Source organism: Massilimicrobiota sp. SW1139 (genome assembly GCF_012027715.1).
Taxonomy (GTDB): domain Bacteria; phylum Bacillota_I; class Bacilli_A; order Erysipelotrichales; family Coprobacillaceae; genus Allocoprobacillus; species Allocoprobacillus merdigallinarum.
Genome location: NZ_SJOR01000001.1, coordinates 86,832 through 102,988 on the forward strand (window position 1 = coordinate 86,832; position 16,157 = coordinate 102,988).

Below are 16,157 nucleotides of genomic sequence, written 5' to 3' on the forward strand. Positions count from 1 at the left end.
TGAATATTGAAGTAGGTAAACACGTATAACTGCGTTAAGGTTTATGAGGTATACAGATTGTATATGAATTAAGGTGGTACCACGAACATTCGTCCTTATGCGAATGTTCTTTTTTATTAAAGGAGGAGAAGAAATGGCTAATTATATTGTCTGGGGATTATTTATTTTTGCGCTTTGCTTTTTAGGTTTTTTCTTTAAAAAAAGAGTTGATGAAAATAGGGTACATCGTCAAAAAGCTGCGATGGAATATGAAGCTAAAAAAGAGAGATATTCATATTTAAGACCTGGAGTCTTAGAAACATGTCCAAGAGAAGATGTGACTGCGGCAGCATTGTTTCATTGTATGAGAAAAGAAAATGATGATTTTGATCATTATTTTGAAAAAATGAATGAAAGTGAGAGAACTGTTTATGGTATTTATATGATTACATCTTCTTTAGAAGGTCGTAATGCATCTTTACATAGTTTCTTTTTAAGTCCAGCGAGTCAACCATATGTACCAATGGTAGTTGATATTTTTGAAAGAGTTGGTGCACATGAAATTGCTGATTTAATGAAAGCAGCAAGACGTTTTGCAGAAATTATTGAGAATGATGAAGAAGATGATGAAGATGATCCAGAAATGGGAGATTATTCAAGATATAATTTTTCAGATTTTACAAATGAATTTGTGACACTTGTCAGTACCACAAACCTAGGAGAAAAGTTAACACAATATGTTTTAGATCATAAAGAAGATTTTTATGATACAGATATTCCTGACGAAGATAAAGAGGGAGATGAAATTGATGAAAAAAGAATTAGCGACGAAATATAACCACAAAAGTGTAGAAGAAGGAAAATACAAAACGTGGTTAGATCATCACTATTTTGAAGCGGGAGATACTTCTAAGAAACCTTATAGTATTGTCATTCCACCACCTAATGTAACGGGGAAACTTCATTTAGGTCATGCTTGGGATACAACTTTACAAGATATGATTATTCGTTATAAAAGAATGCAAGGTTATGATGCCTTATGGTTGCCTGGTATGGATCATGCTGGTATTGCAACACAAGCAAAAGTAGAAGCACGTTTAAGAGAAGAAGGTGTTTCTCGTTATGATTTGGGCAGAGAAAAATTCTTAGAAAAAGCTTGGTCATGGAAAGAAGAATATGCTTCTATTATTCGTAGCCAATGGGAAAAATTAGGATTATCATTAGATTATACAAAAGAACGTTTTACTTTGGATGAAGGATTAAGCGAAGCGGTTAAAACTGTTTTTGTAACGCTATATGAAAAAGGTTATATTTATCAGGGAGAACGTATTATTAACTGGGATCCAGTTCAACGTACAGCTTTATCAAATATTGAAGTTATTCATAAAGAAATTGAAGGACATATGTATTATTTCAATTATGAAGTTGTTGAAACAGGTGAAAAATTGATTATTGCGACAACACGTCCTGAAACAATGTTTGCCGATCAAGCGATTTTTGTTCATCCGGATGATGAAAGATATCAGCATTTGGTTGGAAAACATGCGATTAATCCTGCGAATGGTGAATCTTTACCAATTATGGCAGACAGCTACATTGACATGAGTTTTGGAACAGCTGTTATGAAATGTACACCAGCTCATGATCCTAATGACTTTGCTTTAGCAAAAAAATATCATTTAGCGATGCCAAAATGTATGAATGATGATGGTACAATGAATGAATTATGTGGTCAATATCAAGGAATGGATCGTTTTGAATGCCGTGAAGCTTTAGTCAAAGATTTTGAAGCAAGAGGTGTTGTTGATCATATTGAAAAACATATGCATCAGGTAGGTCATTCTGAACGTAGTCATGCTATTGTTGAGCCATACTTATCAAAACAATGGTTTGTCAAGATGAAACCACTTGCTAATGCGGCATTAGAAAATCAATTAAAAGATTCTAAGGTTTCTTTTGTGCCACCTCGTTTTGAAAAAACATTTAAACAATGGATGGAAAATATTGAAGATTGGTGTATTTCACGTCAATTATGGTGGGGACATCAGATTCCTGCATGGTATCATAAAGAAACAGGAGAAATCTATGTGGGTAAAAATCCACCTGCAGATATTGAAAACTGGAAACAGGATGAAGATGTTCTTGATACATGGTTTTCAAGTGCTTTATGGCCATTTTCAACAATGGGTTGGCCAAATAAAGAGAGTGAACTCTATCAACGTTATTTCCCAACTGACACATTAGTCACAGGTTATGACATTATCTTTTTCTGGGTTTCTCGTATGATTTTCCAATCATTAGAATTTACTGGTCAAAGACCATTTAAAAATGTTTTGATTCATGGTTTGATCCGTGATGAACAAGGAAGAAAGATGTCTAAATCTTTAGGTAATGGTGTTGATCCTATGGATGTTATTGACCAATATGGTGCTGATACATTAAGATTCTTTTTAACAACAAATTCTGCACCTGGTATGGATTTAAGATATATTCCTGAAAAATTAGATGCTGCATGGAATTTTATTAATAAAATATGGAATTCTGCTAGATTTGTTTTAATGAATATTGATGAAAATATGTCATATCAGGATTTATCATTTGATCATTTAAATTTAGCTGATCAATGGATTCTCAATCGTTTAAATGAAGTGATTGCTTCTGTTGATGAAAATATGGATAAATTTGAATTTGTTAATGTAGGTAGTGAACTTTATAATTTTATTTGGGATGATTTCTGTTCATGGTATATTGAATTGTCTAAGGTTCATTTAAATAGTGATAATGACATTGAAAAGAAAGCAACACAAAATACATTGGTTTATGTATTGAATGCAATTGTAAGATTATTACATCCATTTATGCCTTTTGTGACAGAAGAAATTTATCAATCTATTCCACATATAGAAGAATCTATTTGTATTGCGAAATGGCCTACTATTAATGATAGATTCAATAATGAACAAATTCAGGATCAATTTGTTTACTTAATTGATATCATTAAAGGTATTAGAAATTTAAGAGCTCAATATGTCATTAAAAATGCTATTGAAATTGCATATTCTATTCAAACGCAGGATACTCAGCTTGAAAGCTTACTTGAAAATCTTTCACCATATATTTATAAACTTTGTCATGCGCGTTGCTTTGGTTATAATGTTGAAACATCTTCAAATGTAGCAACAGAAATGATCAAAGGTGGTAATGCTTTGATTATTGAACTAGGTGATTATATTGATTTGGAAGCAGAAAAGAAAAAGATGGAAGATGAAATTAAAAAGCTAGAAAACGAAATTAAACGTTGTGAATCTATGCTTTCTAATCCAAACTTTGTTCAAAAAGCACCTGCTCAAAAAGTTGAACAGGAAAGAAAGAAATTAGCTGATTATCAATCAAAGTATAATGCAATGAAAGATAAATTGAATATGATGTAAAGTGAAATTGAAAAATTTCACTTTTTTTCGTTTTTAAGAAGAAAAAATTGAAAAAAATGTATATATAATAATTAGGGGCTACTGATGAAAGGAAGGGTCAGCATGAAAGAATTAACCGTACAACAGCAATGTGAAATTCAAGGTGGAGGTTTAATTGCGACTGCATTACTCTATTTGATATTAGGTGCTGCAGCGTATAAAATTATTAAATCGAAGAAGGGAAGAATTTCAATTCCAAGACTCATCAGTATTGAATGGAGAGATTAGTGATATGAAAGGCAATTTGCCTTTCATATTTTTATATGTTATAGCATAGATTAGAAAGGGTGATTAAAATGAAGTTTGAATGGAAAGTTGTTATTTTTGCAGTTGTTTGTTCTTTGGCTTTTATGTTTATTTTTACATATGGATGCTCTCTAGGACAAAAGACACTTTATGCATATCAGGTTGGTATTTATAAGGAAGCAAGTAATAAAGATGAAAAATTAGCTGAATTGAAAGAAATGGGAATCGAAGGATATACCTATACAAAAAATGACCAATATTATGTATTATCAATGATTAGTGAAAAAAAAGAAGATATAGAAAAACATGCTACACAGGTAAAAGGAATCATGAAAACTTATATTGTGCCAACATCTACCACAAATGAAATGTTATTGGATTCTTTATCGAAAGGTGATGATCTATGATTAAGACATTACCATTAGAAGAAAATCCACGTGAAAAAGCATTAACATATGGTATTGAAACATTGAATAATGTAGAATTATTGGCACTGATATTAAGAACTGGGCATAAAAATGAATCGGTGATTCAATTGTCACAACGTCTATTAACGGAAATTGGAGGTTTTGCAAATCTATCGACGGTTACTTATGCAGATTTGATTGCTTTGAAGGGAATTAAGCAAGCAAAAGCAATTGAAATATTGAGTATTATAGAAATTGCTAAAAGATTAAAAGATGTTTCATCAATAGAGAAGCCATTACTCAATCCTTATGATATTTTTGGAAGAGTACATAACCAGTTGATGTTTTTAAAGCAAGAACATTTCCTGTTGCTCTGTTTAGATAATAAAAATAAAGTCATCAAAGAAAAAACCATTTTTATTGGCTCATTAAATATGAGTGTTGTCACGCCTAGAGAAGTCTTTAAAGAAGCTATCGCTATAAGCAGTGCCAAAATTGTTTTAGTACACAACCATCCAAGTGGAGATGCATTGCCTAGTGAAGAAGACTTGCTTATGACTGAACAGTTTCAAAAATTAGGACAAATGATGTCAATTGAAGTCATAGATCATATTGTGGTTGGGTGGAATCAATTTTATAGTATTATGGCAAAACAATTGTTTTTTTATGAATAAAGATGTGAAAATATAGGAATTTGATAAATTGTTTTTTACGAATTGCTTTTTTTATATTGAGATATTATAATGTATGAATGATAAGAGGTGGTATCTTTGTATAGAAAAGGTAATAAATGGACAAAACAAAAAAGAAGAATCGTTATTATAACAGTTGTACTGGTTTCATTTTCAGTATTAACACTTGTAACCAGTCGTTCTGCTTCAAGTATAGAAATTATTTTTAAAGATACAATTGCAAATTTAGAATATTATATTATTAAAGCGCCTATTCAATATGTAACAGGATTATTTGAAGAATATAATGATTTAAAAGATGTTTATGAAGAAAATGCAAAACTGAAGGAACAATTAGATAATTTGGCTCGTGAGAGTGCAATGAATGAAGTTTTAACAAATGAATTAAATGATTTAAAAGAAATTATGGATATTGATCATCTACCTACTGAATATCAGGTAAAATATACAAATGTGATTGCTAGAGATGCTCAAAACTGGAATAATCAGGTCACTATTAATTTAGGGAAAATTTCTGGTGTACAGGAAGGTATGGCAGTTGTTAATGCTCAGGGGATGATTGGGACAATTACAAGTGTCAGTGAAATTTCTTCAACAGTCACTTTATTATCAAGTGAAACATCCAAGTCACAATTGCCAGTTATGATTTTAAGTGGTGATGAGGAATACTATGGATTATTAAATCGTTATAATATTAATACGCATAAATATTCTATTACTTTGCTAAGTGATGTTGAAACAATTGAAAAAGATGCTAAGGTTGTAACAAGTGGTCTAGGTGGAAAAGGAAAGAGTCCAAAAGGAATTTTAGTTGGAACAGTAGAAAATTATGCGACAGGTGATGATGCAACTGAGTCTGTTTGTGATGTCACACCTAGTGTGGATTTTGACGCTCTTAATGATGTTGCCGTTGTTCAAAGGGTGAATGAACAATGAGAAAACGTGTCCAAGATAGCTATCTAGCCAAATGTTTTTTAGTTGTTTTTTTATGTTTTGTAGTCGATAGTACAATTCATTATTTCTTGCCCTATAATTTCACTAAAACCGGAATAACCATCACACCATACTTAGGTTTAATGATGTTTGCGTTATTAGTGAGGACAATAGATGGTGCAGAACGTTATTTCTTTGCAACCATATGTAGTCTTTATTATTCTGTTGTCTATGCAAATTCTTTAGCCATATATATTCTTATTTATTGTTTAATCGCCTTTGTTCGTTCTTATTTGTTTAAATTAGACACATTAAATATTGTTGAATCTACAATTTTTTGTGTTTTGACAATATTCGCCCAGGAATGTATTGTATATTGGTTGATGTGGATTACCAATATGACAAGATATCCAATGGTTTCATTTGTAGTTATGCAATTATTACCAACACTACTTTTGAATGCTGTTTTATCTGTTATCATTTATTGGATCTACAATAAAGTGAAAATTGAGGTGAAATAATGAATATTGAAGTCAAAGGAATTAATGGAATACTGGTTATGAAAGTCAATGAGAATTGTACATTTCAGCAGTTTTTAGATGATTTGAATCAGCTTTTGGAGCAACCCTTATTTCAACAGGAGGGGTACTATCCAAGAGCTTTTTTTGATTTTGGCTGTCGAGTTTTAGCAAATGATGAAGTTCATTCTTTGATGGATTTACTGATGCAAAAAGAAAAGGTTTTATTCGATGGTATGACATATCATCAGCAACCTCATCAGGTCCATATCAGAAAAGAACAACTTCACAATGGTGAAGAAATTATCATTGATCATGAAACATTATTTTTAGGAATCGTAAATCCAGGAAGTTATGTTTATTGTTATCAAAATGTTTATTTTCTTAATACAGTCAAAGGAACTATTGTCGCAATGAATGAAGATGTGCGTATATTTGGACATGATTTTCAAAATGCTCAAATTATAATTAATCAACAGACATTACATGATTTGACAACTTCTGCACTCACAAGCGTTTATTATAAAGATAACCAGATTATTTTGACGAAGGAGGAAAATTATGTGTCGAACTATAGTCATTACGTCGGGTAAAGGTGGTGTTGGAAAAAGTAGTATGACCATTAATTTGGGTTATGCATTAGCCAATATGAATAAAAAAGTATGTTTAATAGATGCGGATTTTGGTTTGAAAAACTTAGATGTCATGTTAGGGTTAGAAAATAGAGTGATTTTTGATTTGAAAGATGTTATTTCAAATAAATGTTCTTTACAACAGATTTTAGTTAAAGATAAACGTATGCAATCTTTATATTTATTGCCTGCGTACAAATCACTTTCTTTTGAAAATTTAAATTTAGATTATATGATCAATATGGTAGAACAGTTAAAACAGGAATTTGATTATATATTGATTGATAGTCCTGCTGGTATTGAAAAAGGGTTTCAATATGCCAGTAGTTTGTCGAAAGAAGCTATTATCGTTGTCAATCTAGATACTGTTTCTTTACGTGATGCTGATCGTGTTGTAGGCTTATTGTTGAAACAGGGTGTTGATCAATTACATATGCTTGTCAATAAATATAATGAATCAGATGTTTTGAAAGGGCGTTGTCCTTCACTTAAAGAAGCCTACGATATTTTATCAATCCCATTGATTGGAATTGTTTATGAAGAACATGATATGATTGAGGCTAACAATAAAGGCATGCCTATTTATATGAATAAAAAAGAAAATATTTATCGATGTTTTGATCGTATTGTCAAACGATTAGAGGGGCAGGAGATTCCTTTTCAAAAAAATAAAAGAAAACCTCTACTGGAACGTCTTTTTAGATAATATTTTTTTGTTTTCTTTCATAAGTTAAAATGAGGTGAAAACTTGTGAATGATATTGATGAAATTAGAAGGAGAATGGAGAAGAGAAGGGCACATCGTCATCCTGTCTTAACCGATCGTCATTTTTCTAAAATTTATAATGGTATGATTAAAGCAATGGTTGCTTTACTTGTGGGAATTGCTATTTGTGCATATGTTAAGGTCAGTCCTAATGGAGATTATATTAAAGATTACGTGTTAAATGATTTACAGTTTTCAAAAGTCACATCATGGATTAACCAGCATTTATTGTCTTTTCAGGGACAAGAGGAAACTGCAACTGTTTCATCAAAGATGAATTATACACATATCAAAGATAATTATTATACGAATCAATCTAATGAAGTATTGAATTTTGGCAAAGGACGTGTCATCTATGTGGGAGAACAGAATTTATTAGGAAAATATGTAACAGTTCTTTTAGAAAATAACATAGAAGTGACATTTGGAAATATGCAGGATGTTTTTGTAAGTATGTATGACCAGGTTGAAGAATCAACTATATTGGGAACATATGAAGATCAGGTTATGATTGTTTTTACTCAAGGTGAACAGGAAATTGATTATTCAACATTTGAAGAGCTTATATCATAAACTTTCTATCCATCCAATTACGCTTGTTTATTTTCTTTTTTCATGGCTGGGAGGATATTTGAAATGGTATCTTTCAACTTTATTGATTGTTTGTTTACATGAAATATGCCATCTCTTGATGGCATATTATTTTCATTTTCAAATTAAAAAGATAGAATTGCTTCCATTTGGAGCATATTTGCATTTAGAAGATTTTTATTTTCAATCTATCTGGAAAGAAATGTGTGTTGTTTTAGCTGGACCATGTAGTCATTTGTTTATTTATGCAGGAATTCAAATGTTAAGTCATGGTGTTTATCAGGACTTTTTATTAACAATGAATATGTTTGTTTTGTGTTTTAATCTTTTACCTATCTATCCTTTGGATGGTGGTAGATTTCTAAGCTTACTTTTACAAAGTATTATGGATCTAAAAAAGTCTTTATTTTTGACTTTAAAAATATCTGTTTTTGTATATTGTTTGCTTTTCTTATTTTATTTGCAAATGAATACTGTTATTATTTTATGCTATCTTTTTTATCAGCTATGTTGTTTTTATAGGTTTATTTTTATTTATTTAAGGACATATTATGGAAGGATACCATCTTTTTCCAATCAGCGGCCACCCCTTGTTCATGATTGTTTGATATATCGAAGAGGTTATCATAATTATTATGTTATTGATCAAAAAATGAGAGATGAAAAAGAAATGATACCAGAGCTTTTAAAAAGTATAAAAAAAAGAAAAATATAGGAAATTATCTTGTTTTTTTGGACGTGTTATGGTATTATACAACGGGTATTGAAAATACACACATTGTGAATTCATAAATCGAGTGCCTGTTCATGGTGGTTTATGTTAGAAACAATGGAGGAAAAAAACGAAAGGGAGGAAGTTACAATGGCAGTAATTTCAATGAAAAAATTATTAGAAGTTGGTGTTCATTTTGGACATCAAACAAAAAGATGGAATCCAAAAATGGCTCCATACATTTTCACAGCTAGAAACGGTATTTATATCATTGATTTAAAGAAATCATCTGATAAAATCGATGAAGCTTATGCAGCTTTAATGGATATCGTTGCTAAAGGTGGAAAAGTTTTATTTGTAGGAACTAAAAAACAAGCTCAAGAAGCTGTTCAAACTGAAGCTGAAAGATCTGGAAGTTTCTATGTAAATTCTCGTTGGTTAGGTGGAACATTAACTAACTTCAAAACTATCCAAAAGAGAATTAGAAGATTAAAAGAATTAGAAAAAATGGAAGAAGATGGAACTTTAGAATTATTCACTAAAAAAGAAGCAGTTCTTCTTATGAAAGAAAAAGCTAAGTTAGAAAAGAACTTAGGTGGTATTAAAGAAATGAGAAGATTACCAAATGCTTTATTTGTAGTCGATCCTAAAGTTGAACATAACGCAGTTGCAGAAGCAAGAATCTTAGGTATCCCTGTATTTGGTATCGTTGATACAAACTGTGATCCTGATGAAGTGGATTATGTAATCCCTGCTAATGATGATGCTATTAGAGCTGTTAAATTAATTGTAGCTGCTATGGCGGATGCAGTGTGTGAAGCAAAAGGTGAACCAGTAACAGTTGCCTATGTAAAAGATGAAGATGATAAAGAAGTATCAATGAATGATGCTGTTGCTTCTGTAGAAGAAAACAAACAAAAAGGACCTAGATACAAAAATGCTGGACGTCCTAAAAATAACAAACCTGCTGAAGTAAGCAAACCAGCTGAAGTTAAAGAAGAAAAAACTGAAGCATAGTTAATAAGAGGGGAAGCTTATGCTTTCCTTTTTTTATAAAAAAGATGGAGGAGAAAAAAATGGCTATTAGTGCAAAATTAGTAAAAGAATTACGTGAAAAAACTGGTGCTGGAATGATGGATTGTAAAAAAGCACTTGAAGCTTGTAATGGTGATTTAGAAGCTTCTTTTGACTGGTTAAGAGAAAAAGGAATTGCTAAAGCTGCAAAAAAAGCAGATCGTATTGCTGCTGAAGGTTTAACTGCTTTTGTTGTTGATGGAAATGCTGCAGCAATCGTTGAAGTTAACTCTGAAACAGACTTCGTTGCTAAAAATGCTGAATTCCAGGAATTAGTAGCTTTAACAGCAAAAACAATTGTAAATGCAAAACCTCAAGATGTAGAAGCTGCTTTACAATTAGATGTTGAAGGTAAAGATTTAGGAACTGTTATTGCTGAAAAAAGTGGTAAAATTGGTGAAAAATTAAGTTTAAGAAGATTTACTGTAATGACTAAAAATGATGATGAAATCTTCGGTGCATATTCTCATATGGGTGGAAAAATGTGTGCTTTAGTTAAAGCTTCTGGTATTGATGAAGTGAAAGCTAAAGATGTTGCGATGCAAGTTGCTGCAATTGCTCCACAATATATTGATAGAACAGCTATTCCAGCTGAAATTTTAGAACATGAAAGAACTGTTTTAAAAGCTCAAGCTATGGATGAAAATGCTAAGAGTGCAAAACCAAAACCAGAAAATATTATTGAAAAAATGATTGAAGGGCGTTTAAACAAAAACTTAAAAGAAATGTGCTTAGTTGATCAAGCATTCATTAAAGATTCTGATCAAACAGTAGCTCAATACTTAGGTAATGGTAAAGTTTTAGAAATGGTACGTTTTGAAGTTGGTGAAGGAATGGAAAAACGTGAAGAAAACTTTGCTGAAGAAGTTGCTGCTCAAATGAGAGGATAATTATATAAATAGAAAGGACACACTTTTTGTGCCCTTTTCTTGTAAAATGGAGGAGAGATCATATGAAGTACAAAAGAGTTTTATTAAAGCTAAGTGGTGAAGCGTTAGCTGGTGAACAGGGATTTGGAATTAATCCAGTTGTTGTTGCAGATGTTGCAAGACAAATTAAAGATGCTAAAGATTTAGGTGTAGAAATTGCTATTGTTTGTGGTGGTGGAAACATTTGGCGTGGTAAAACTGGTAGTGATATGGGTATGGAAAGAGCCGCTGCTGACTATATGGGAATGTTAGCAACTGTGATGAATGGTATGGCTTTACAAAATGCATTAGAAGCTATTGGTTTGGATACACGTTTATTATCAGCTATTGATATGAAAGAAGTGGCAGAACCTTATATTAGAAGAAGAGCGGTACGTCATTTAGAAAAAAATCGTATTGTTATTTTTGGAGCAGGAACTGGTAGTCCATTCTTTACAACTGATACAACTGCTGCTTTGCGTGCAGCTGAAATGAATGCTGATGTGATTTTAATGGCTAAAAATGGTGTTGATGGTGTTTATTCAGCTGATCCTAAAATCGACCCACAAGCTAAAAAATATGATCATATAACATATTTAGATGTATTAAATGAAGATTTACATATCATGGACCAAACAGCAATTACATTATGTAAAGACAATGGTATCGATCTTTGTGTATTTAATATGCAAGAAGATGGTAATATTGCACGTGCATGTAATGGTGAATCAATTGGTACAATTATTTCAAAAGGAGGGAAAGAAACATGCTAGATTTAATTTTAGAAGAAACTAAAGAAAAAATGGAGAAATCTATTGAAGCTTTTAAACACGAACTTTCATCAGTAAGAACTGGTCGTGCTAATCCAACTATGCTTGATAGAGTAAAAGTTAATTACTGGGGTGAAATGACACCTTTAAATCAAACTGCTGGTATTTCAGTTGTAGAAGGACGTCAACTTGTTGTTAAACCATATGATAAAAATATTTTAAAAGATATTGAACATGCTATTTACGAAGCTAATTTAGGATTAACACCACAAAATGATGGTGAAATTATTCGTATCAATGTCCCAGCATTAACTGAAGAAACAAGAAGAGAATACGTAAAACAAGCGAAAAAATATGCTGAAGATGCAAAAGTGGCTTTACGTAACATTCGTAGAAATGCTAATGATGATGTTGAAAAAGCTGATTTATCTGAAGATGAAGTTAAATCAGGTAAAGAGAAAGTTCAAAAATTAACTGATCAATATGTTAAAATGATTGATCAATTAACAAAAGAAAAAGAAAATGATTTAATGACAGTTTAGTTTTTTAGACTCCTGCTTAAAAGTAGGAGTTTTTTTGTAGAATATTTTAAGATAAGAGTTCGCATGTTGAATCCTTTTATGTTATAATACAAAAAGATTATGAGGTGACGATATGTTTTTTAAGAAAAAAAGAAAAATAGATTATGATTTAGATATGACTAATATTCCTAAACATATTGCTTTTATTATGGATGGTAATGGTCGCTGGGCAAAAAAAAGAAAAATGCCACGTACATATGGACATCATGAAGGTACGAAAACAATTCGTACTTTAGCCTTAGAAGCAAACCGTCTTGGTGTGAAGGCTATGACTGTTTATGCTTTTTCTACTGAAAATTTTAAAAGAGATGCCAGAGAAGTCGAATATATTTTTAAATTGCCTAAAGAATTTTTTAATCTTTATTTAAAGGAATTAATGGATAATGATGTTCAAATTCGTTATATTGGTCATTTAGAAATGGCTCCAATAGAAACACAGAAAATCATTAAAGATGCAATTGCACAAACAGCACAAAATCATGGGTTGATTTTGACATTTGCTTTTATTTATGGTGGTCGTGATGAAATTATTGAAGCAACAAAAGATATTTGCGAACAATATAAAAATGGTCAAATTACTTTAGAAGATATTACAGAAGATTATTTTGAAAGACATCTTATGACAAAAGATCTTCCACCTGTTGATTTAATGGTGAGAAGTAGTGGCGAATGTCGTTTGTCAAATTTTTTACTTTGGCAATTAGCTTATGCTGAATTTGTTTTTGATGAGACATTATGGCCTGATTTTGATGAAAAGAGATTGCATCATGCTATTGCGATATATCAAGGTAGAGAAAGAAGATTTGGAGGTGTTTTAAAATGAAAACACGTATTATTACAGCTATCGTTCTTCTTATTGTTATTTTGCCATGTGTGATATGGGGAGGTTTACCATTTAAGGCATTAATAGGTATTGTTGCAGGAATTGCTGTTTTTGAAATGCTTTCTATCTGCAATCGTCCTAAAGCTCATATTTATTTATATCCAATCGTAGCTATCTTTGTATTTTATTCTTTATATTTTGAAAAATCATTACTGATTTCAAGTGAAATTATTATTTTATATATGATTATTTTAATGGCATGTAGTATGTTTGATGAAGGTATGAACTTTTTAAGATTGTGTTATTATTTTACATCAGGTGTTTTAATTGCTATGGGATTACATATGCTTTATCAATTGCGTTTAACATATGGATTAGAATATATTTTGATTCTTGCTTTGGCTACTTTTGGTACAGATACAGGAGCTTATTTTACAGGGATGTGTTTTGGAAAACATAAATTAAATCCTCGTCTTTCGCCTAAAAAAACGATTGAAGGTTCGATTGGTGGTGTCTTTTTAGGAACTGTTCTTTCTGCTGGATATGGTGCATATATTCAAATAGAGATGCCCATAATCTGGTTGATTATTATGTGTTTCATATTAACAATGACAAGTCAAATTGGTGATTTAACTTTTAGTAGTATGAAAAGAACTTTTGAAGTCAAAGATTTTTCTCAGATTTTACCTGGTCATGGTGGGATTTTAGATCGTTTTGATTCAATTCTTTTTAATGCAATGGTTTTTGGTATTTTGATTCATTTTATAACAATGGTGGTGGCTTAATATGAAGAAAATTTGTGTTTTAGGAGTAACCGGTTCAATTGGTCAACAAACTGTTGATGTTGTGAAACATCATCGTGATGAGTTTGAAATTGTAGCCATGAGTGCTGGTCGAAATATTGATTTATTAGAACAGACAATGACAGTTATTCATGCTAAGCATATTTGTGTTCAAAATGAAGAAGATATGCTTTATCTTCAAAGAAAATACAAAGATGTTCATTTTTATTGTGGTCAGGAAGGTTTGGTAAGTATTGCGACTTTGAATGAAGTTGATATTGTTTTAAATGCAATTGTTGGTTTTGCTGGCTTGCTTCCTACAATGAATGCTATTAAAGCTCATAAAGATATTGCTTTGGCTAATAAAGAAACACTTGTTGTTGCTGGTCATTTGATTATTCCTCTGATAAAAGAATATGAGGTACAGTTATTACCTGTAGATAGTGAACACTCTGCTATTTTTCAATGTATCAATGGGGAATATCATGGAGAGATTAATAAAATTATTTTAACAGCAAGTGGTGGAAGTTTTCGTGATAAAACAAGATCTGAACTTTCACATGTCAGTGTTGAAGATGCACTTAAGCATCCAAACTGGTCTATGGGTGCAAAGATTACCATTGATAGTGCGACTTTATTTAATAAAGGTCTTGAGGTCATGGAAGCCAAATGGCTTTTTGATGTTGATTATGATGATATAGAAGTTCTTATTCATCCAGAAAGTATTATACATTCTATGGTTGAATTTAAGGATACTGCTGTTATTGCACAGCTTGGAACACCGGACATGCGTTTACCTATTCAATATGCTTTAACTTATCCGCATCGTTTCCCATTAATGGGTGGTAAGCGTTTATCATTAAGTGAAGTGGGAACTTTGCATTTTGAAAAACCTGATTTTCATCGTTTTCATGCATTAGCTTTGGCATATGAAGCAGGGCGTAGAGGAGGTTCAATGCCATGTGTTTTAAATGGTGCAAATGAACAGGCAAATACTTTATTTTTAAAGAAAAAAATTGAATTTTTAGATATTGAAAAATATGTTGAAGAAGCTATGCGTGCGCATCATTGGATTGATCATCCAACTTTAGAACAACTCATTGAAATTGATCAATGGGCAAGAAATTTTGTAAAAGAAAGAGTAGGAGAAATATAGATGCAGACAATCATTACTATCATAGTATTTTTATTGATATTAGGTTCAATCATTATTATTCATGAATTTGGACATTTCATTGCTGCTAAAATTTTTGGTGTCTATTGTTCACACTTTTCAATAGGATTTGGTCCTAAATTATGGTCTAAAAAAGGTAAGGAAACGGAATATGAAATTCGTGCTTTGCCTTTTGGGGGCTTTGTTTCTATGGCTGGTGAAGAACAGAGTGATGAAGAAGAATTCAAGGATATTCCCCTTGAAAGAACTTTAAAAGGAATTAAAACATATCAGAAAGTGATTATCTTTTTAGCTGGAGTCTTTATGAATTTTGTACTGGCAGTTGTTGTCACATTTGCTGTTAATGCATTGAGTGGTCAGTTACCTGTTCAAACAGCTCAAGTTGGTCAAATTATAGAAAATTCTCCTGCTCAACAGGCAGGATTAGAAACTGGAGATATTATTCAAGAATTAACGATTAATGAAACAGGACAAGTTATTTTAGTATCAAATCTTGGAGATATTCAACTGACTCAAAAAGATCTTCAGACAACCGCATCTACAATCCATGTTCAAATTAAAGTGGATCGTGATGGGCAGACAAAAAATTTACAGGCAACTTTAAAATATGATCAGTCATCACAAGTTTATAAATTAGGAATTTATCAGGCAACACGTTCTATGAATATAGCTGAAGCGATTCAATATACGTTTATTTCTATTGGTGAAATGAGTGTTGCGATTTTTGTGGCTCTTGGTCAATTGATTACTCGTTTTAGTGAAACAGTTACACAGCTTTCTGGGCCTGTTGGGATTTATCAGGTCACTTCGCAGGTCACACAAACTGGGCAGATTACTTACATTTTAAATTTATTGGCTTTGCTTTCAGTCAATGTAGGTATCTTTAACTTATTGCCAATTCCTGGTTTGGATGGATGTCAGGTTATTTTTGCATTAATTGAAAAGGTTATTGGAAGAGAATTGCCTGAAAAAATCAAGATTGCTTTGCAGCTTTGTGGATTAGGACTGGTTATGTTATTAATGATTTTTGTCACATATCAAGATGTTTTAAGAATATTTCAATAAAAGGGATTTTTATCCCTTTTTGCTATAGGAGGTTT

19 protein-coding genes and 1 other annotated feature (1 of these 20 only partly in view) are annotated in these 16,157 nt (G+C 31.5%); all 19 genes read left to right on the forward strand.

Annotated features, from left to right (window positions below):
- Nucleotides 1–100: a binding site (T-box leader), on the forward strand; it begins 107 nt to the left of the window's first position.
- A gap of 33 nt (nucleotides 101–133) precedes the next feature.
- Nucleotides 134–817, forward strand: coding sequence for a DMP19 family protein (locus E0K96_RS00450; RefSeq protein WP_168080359.1), 684 nt, complete (start codon nucleotides 134–136; stop codon nucleotides 815–817).
- Complete coding sequence (locus tag E0K96_RS00455; RefSeq protein ID WP_087296613.1) at nucleotides 789–3,410, forward strand: valine--tRNA ligase; 2,622 nt, start codon at nucleotides 789–791, stop codon at nucleotides 3,408–3,410. The genes E0K96_RS00450 and E0K96_RS00455 overlap by 29 nt, the downstream gene beginning before the upstream one ends.
- Before the next feature lie 102 nt (nucleotides 3,411–3,512).
- Nucleotides 3,513–3,677 (forward strand): hypothetical protein, encoded by a 165-nt coding sequence (locus E0K96_RS00460; RefSeq protein WP_164483487.1) that lies wholly within the window; start codon nucleotides 3,513–3,515, stop codon nucleotides 3,675–3,677.
- A 68-nt stretch (nucleotides 3,678–3,745) separates the two neighbouring features.
- Nucleotides 3,746–4,102 (forward strand): hypothetical protein, encoded by a 357-nt coding sequence (locus tag E0K96_RS00465; protein WP_087244079.1) that lies wholly within the window; start codon nucleotides 3,746–3,748, stop codon nucleotides 4,100–4,102.
- Nucleotides 4,099–4,776: a RadC family protein gene (radC, locus tag E0K96_RS00470; RefSeq protein WP_087244078.1), complete on the forward strand. Its 678-nt coding sequence runs from the start codon at nucleotides 4,099–4,101 to the stop codon at nucleotides 4,774–4,776. The genes E0K96_RS00465 and radC overlap by 4 nt, the downstream gene beginning before the upstream one ends.
- 87 nt (nucleotides 4,777–4,863) lie before the next feature.
- Entirely contained in the window at nucleotides 4,864–5,730 is an 867-nt protein-coding gene (mreC, locus tag E0K96_RS00475) for a rod shape-determining protein MreC (protein ID WP_370519841.1), read from the forward strand.
- The gene (locus E0K96_RS00480; RefSeq protein ID WP_168080363.1) at nucleotides 5,727–6,248 is read left to right on the forward strand and encodes a hypothetical protein; all 522 of its coding nucleotides are present in this window, start codon (nucleotides 5,727–5,729) and stop codon (nucleotides 6,246–6,248) included. The genes mreC and E0K96_RS00480 overlap by 4 nt, the downstream gene beginning before the upstream one ends.
- Entirely contained in the window at nucleotides 6,248–6,838 is a 591-nt protein-coding gene (locus E0K96_RS00485; RefSeq protein ID WP_168080365.1) for a septum site-determining protein MinC, read from the forward strand. Before E0K96_RS00480 ends, E0K96_RS00485 begins: the two co-directional genes overlap by 1 nt.
- Nucleotides 6,807–7,583, forward strand: a complete 777-nt coding sequence (minD, locus tag E0K96_RS00490) for a septum site-determining protein MinD (RefSeq protein WP_168080367.1) — start codon at nucleotides 6,807–6,809, stop codon at nucleotides 7,581–7,583. The genes E0K96_RS00485 and minD overlap by 32 nt, the downstream gene beginning before the upstream one ends.
- Before the next feature lie 44 nt (nucleotides 7,584–7,627).
- Nucleotides 7,628–8,215, forward strand: a complete 588-nt coding sequence (locus E0K96_RS00495) for a M23 family metallopeptidase (RefSeq protein ID WP_168080369.1) — start codon at nucleotides 7,628–7,630, stop codon at nucleotides 8,213–8,215.
- A complete protein-coding gene (locus tag E0K96_RS00500) occupies nucleotides 8,181–8,948 on the forward strand; it encodes a site-2 protease family protein (RefSeq protein ID WP_168080371.1) in 768 nt (255 codons plus the stop codon). Before E0K96_RS00495 ends, E0K96_RS00500 begins: the two co-directional genes overlap by 35 nt.
- 147 nt (nucleotides 8,949–9,095) lie before the next feature.
- Nucleotides 9,096–9,962 carry a 30S ribosomal protein S2 gene (gene rpsB / locus E0K96_RS00505; RefSeq protein WP_087244093.1) on the forward strand — a complete coding sequence of 289 codons (867 nt, stop codon included), beginning with the start codon at nucleotides 9,096–9,098 and terminating at the stop codon, nucleotides 9,960–9,962.
- Between the two features lie 59 nt (nucleotides 9,963–10,021).
- Nucleotides 10,022–10,909, forward strand: a complete 888-nt coding sequence (gene tsf / locus E0K96_RS00510) for a translation elongation factor Ts (protein WP_168080373.1) — start codon at nucleotides 10,022–10,024, stop codon at nucleotides 10,907–10,909.
- A 62-nt stretch (nucleotides 10,910–10,971) separates the two neighbouring features.
- Nucleotides 10,972–11,700 carry a UMP kinase gene (gene pyrH / locus E0K96_RS00515; RefSeq protein ID WP_087244070.1) on the forward strand — a complete coding sequence of 243 codons (729 nt, stop codon included), beginning with the start codon at nucleotides 10,972–10,974 and terminating at the stop codon, nucleotides 11,698–11,700.
- On the forward strand, nucleotides 11,694–12,239 hold the full coding sequence (frr, locus tag E0K96_RS00520; RefSeq protein WP_087936273.1) for a ribosome recycling factor: 546 nt from the start codon (nucleotides 11,694–11,696) through the stop codon (nucleotides 12,237–12,239). Before pyrH ends, frr begins: the two co-directional genes overlap by 7 nt.
- A 112-nt stretch (nucleotides 12,240–12,351) precedes the next feature.
- On the forward strand, nucleotides 12,352–13,101 hold the full coding sequence (locus tag E0K96_RS00525; protein ID WP_168080375.1) for an isoprenyl transferase: 750 nt from the start codon (nucleotides 12,352–12,354) through the stop codon (nucleotides 13,099–13,101).
- Nucleotides 13,098–13,886 (forward strand): phosphatidate cytidylyltransferase, encoded by a 789-nt coding sequence (locus E0K96_RS00530; protein WP_168080377.1) that lies wholly within the window; start codon nucleotides 13,098–13,100, stop codon nucleotides 13,884–13,886. Before E0K96_RS00525 ends, E0K96_RS00530 begins: the two co-directional genes overlap by 4 nt.
- A 1-nt stretch (nucleotide 13,887) precedes the next feature.
- Complete coding sequence (locus tag E0K96_RS00535) at nucleotides 13,888–15,039, forward strand: 1-deoxy-D-xylulose-5-phosphate reductoisomerase (protein ID WP_168080379.1); 1,152 nt, start codon at nucleotides 13,888–13,890, stop codon at nucleotides 15,037–15,039.
- Nucleotides 15,040–16,122 (forward strand): RIP metalloprotease RseP, encoded by a 1,083-nt coding sequence (gene rseP / locus E0K96_RS00540; RefSeq protein WP_168080381.1) that lies wholly within the window; start codon nucleotides 15,040–15,042, stop codon nucleotides 16,120–16,122.
- Nucleotides 16,123–16,157 lie beyond the last annotated feature (35 nt).

Excerpts from the sequence above, each read along its gene's own strand:
- E0K96_RS00450 (WP_168080359.1), top strand. The coding sequence starts at position 134 with ATGGCTAATTATATTGTCTGGGGATTATTTATTTTTGCGCTTTGCTTT.
- E0K96_RS00455 (WP_087296613.1), top strand. The coding sequence starts at position 789 with ATGAAAAAAGAATTAGCGACGAAATATAACCACAAAAGTGTAGAAGAA.
- E0K96_RS00460 (WP_164483487.1), top strand. The coding sequence starts at position 3,513 with ATGAAAGAATTAACCGTACAACAGCAATGTGAAATTCAAGGTGGAGGT.
- E0K96_RS00465 (WP_087244079.1), top strand. The coding sequence starts at position 3,746 with ATGAAGTTTGAATGGAAAGTTGTTATTTTTGCAGTTGTTTGTTCTTTG.
- radC (WP_087244078.1), top strand. The coding sequence starts at position 4,099 with ATGATTAAGACATTACCATTAGAAGAAAATCCACGTGAAAAAGCATTA.
- E0K96_RS00480 (WP_168080363.1), top strand. The coding sequence starts at position 5,727 with ATGAGAAAACGTGTCCAAGATAGCTATCTAGCCAAATGTTTTTTAGTT.
- E0K96_RS00485 (WP_168080365.1), top strand. The coding sequence starts at position 6,248 with ATGAATATTGAAGTCAAAGGAATTAATGGAATACTGGTTATGAAAGTC.
- minD (WP_168080367.1), top strand. The coding sequence starts at position 6,807 with ATGTGTCGAACTATAGTCATTACGTCGGGTAAAGGTGGTGTTGGAAAA.
- rpsB (WP_087244093.1), top strand. The coding sequence starts at position 9,096 with ATGGCAGTAATTTCAATGAAAAAATTATTAGAAGTTGGTGTTCATTTT.
- tsf (WP_168080373.1), top strand. The coding sequence starts at position 10,022 with ATGGCTATTAGTGCAAAATTAGTAAAAGAATTACGTGAAAAAACTGGT.
- pyrH (WP_087244070.1), top strand. The coding sequence starts at position 10,972 with ATGAAGTACAAAAGAGTTTTATTAAAGCTAAGTGGTGAAGCGTTAGCT.
- frr (WP_087936273.1), top strand. The coding sequence starts at position 11,694 with ATGCTAGATTTAATTTTAGAAGAAACTAAAGAAAAAATGGAGAAATCT.
- E0K96_RS00525 (WP_168080375.1), top strand. The coding sequence starts at position 12,352 with ATGTTTTTTAAGAAAAAAAGAAAAATAGATTATGATTTAGATATGACT.
- E0K96_RS00530 (WP_168080377.1), top strand. The coding sequence starts at position 13,098 with ATGAAAACACGTATTATTACAGCTATCGTTCTTCTTATTGTTATTTTG.
- E0K96_RS00535 (WP_168080379.1), top strand. The coding sequence starts at position 13,888 with ATGAAGAAAATTTGTGTTTTAGGAGTAACCGGTTCAATTGGTCAACAA.
- rseP (WP_168080381.1), top strand. The coding sequence starts at position 15,040 with ATGCAGACAATCATTACTATCATAGTATTTTTATTGATATTAGGTTCA.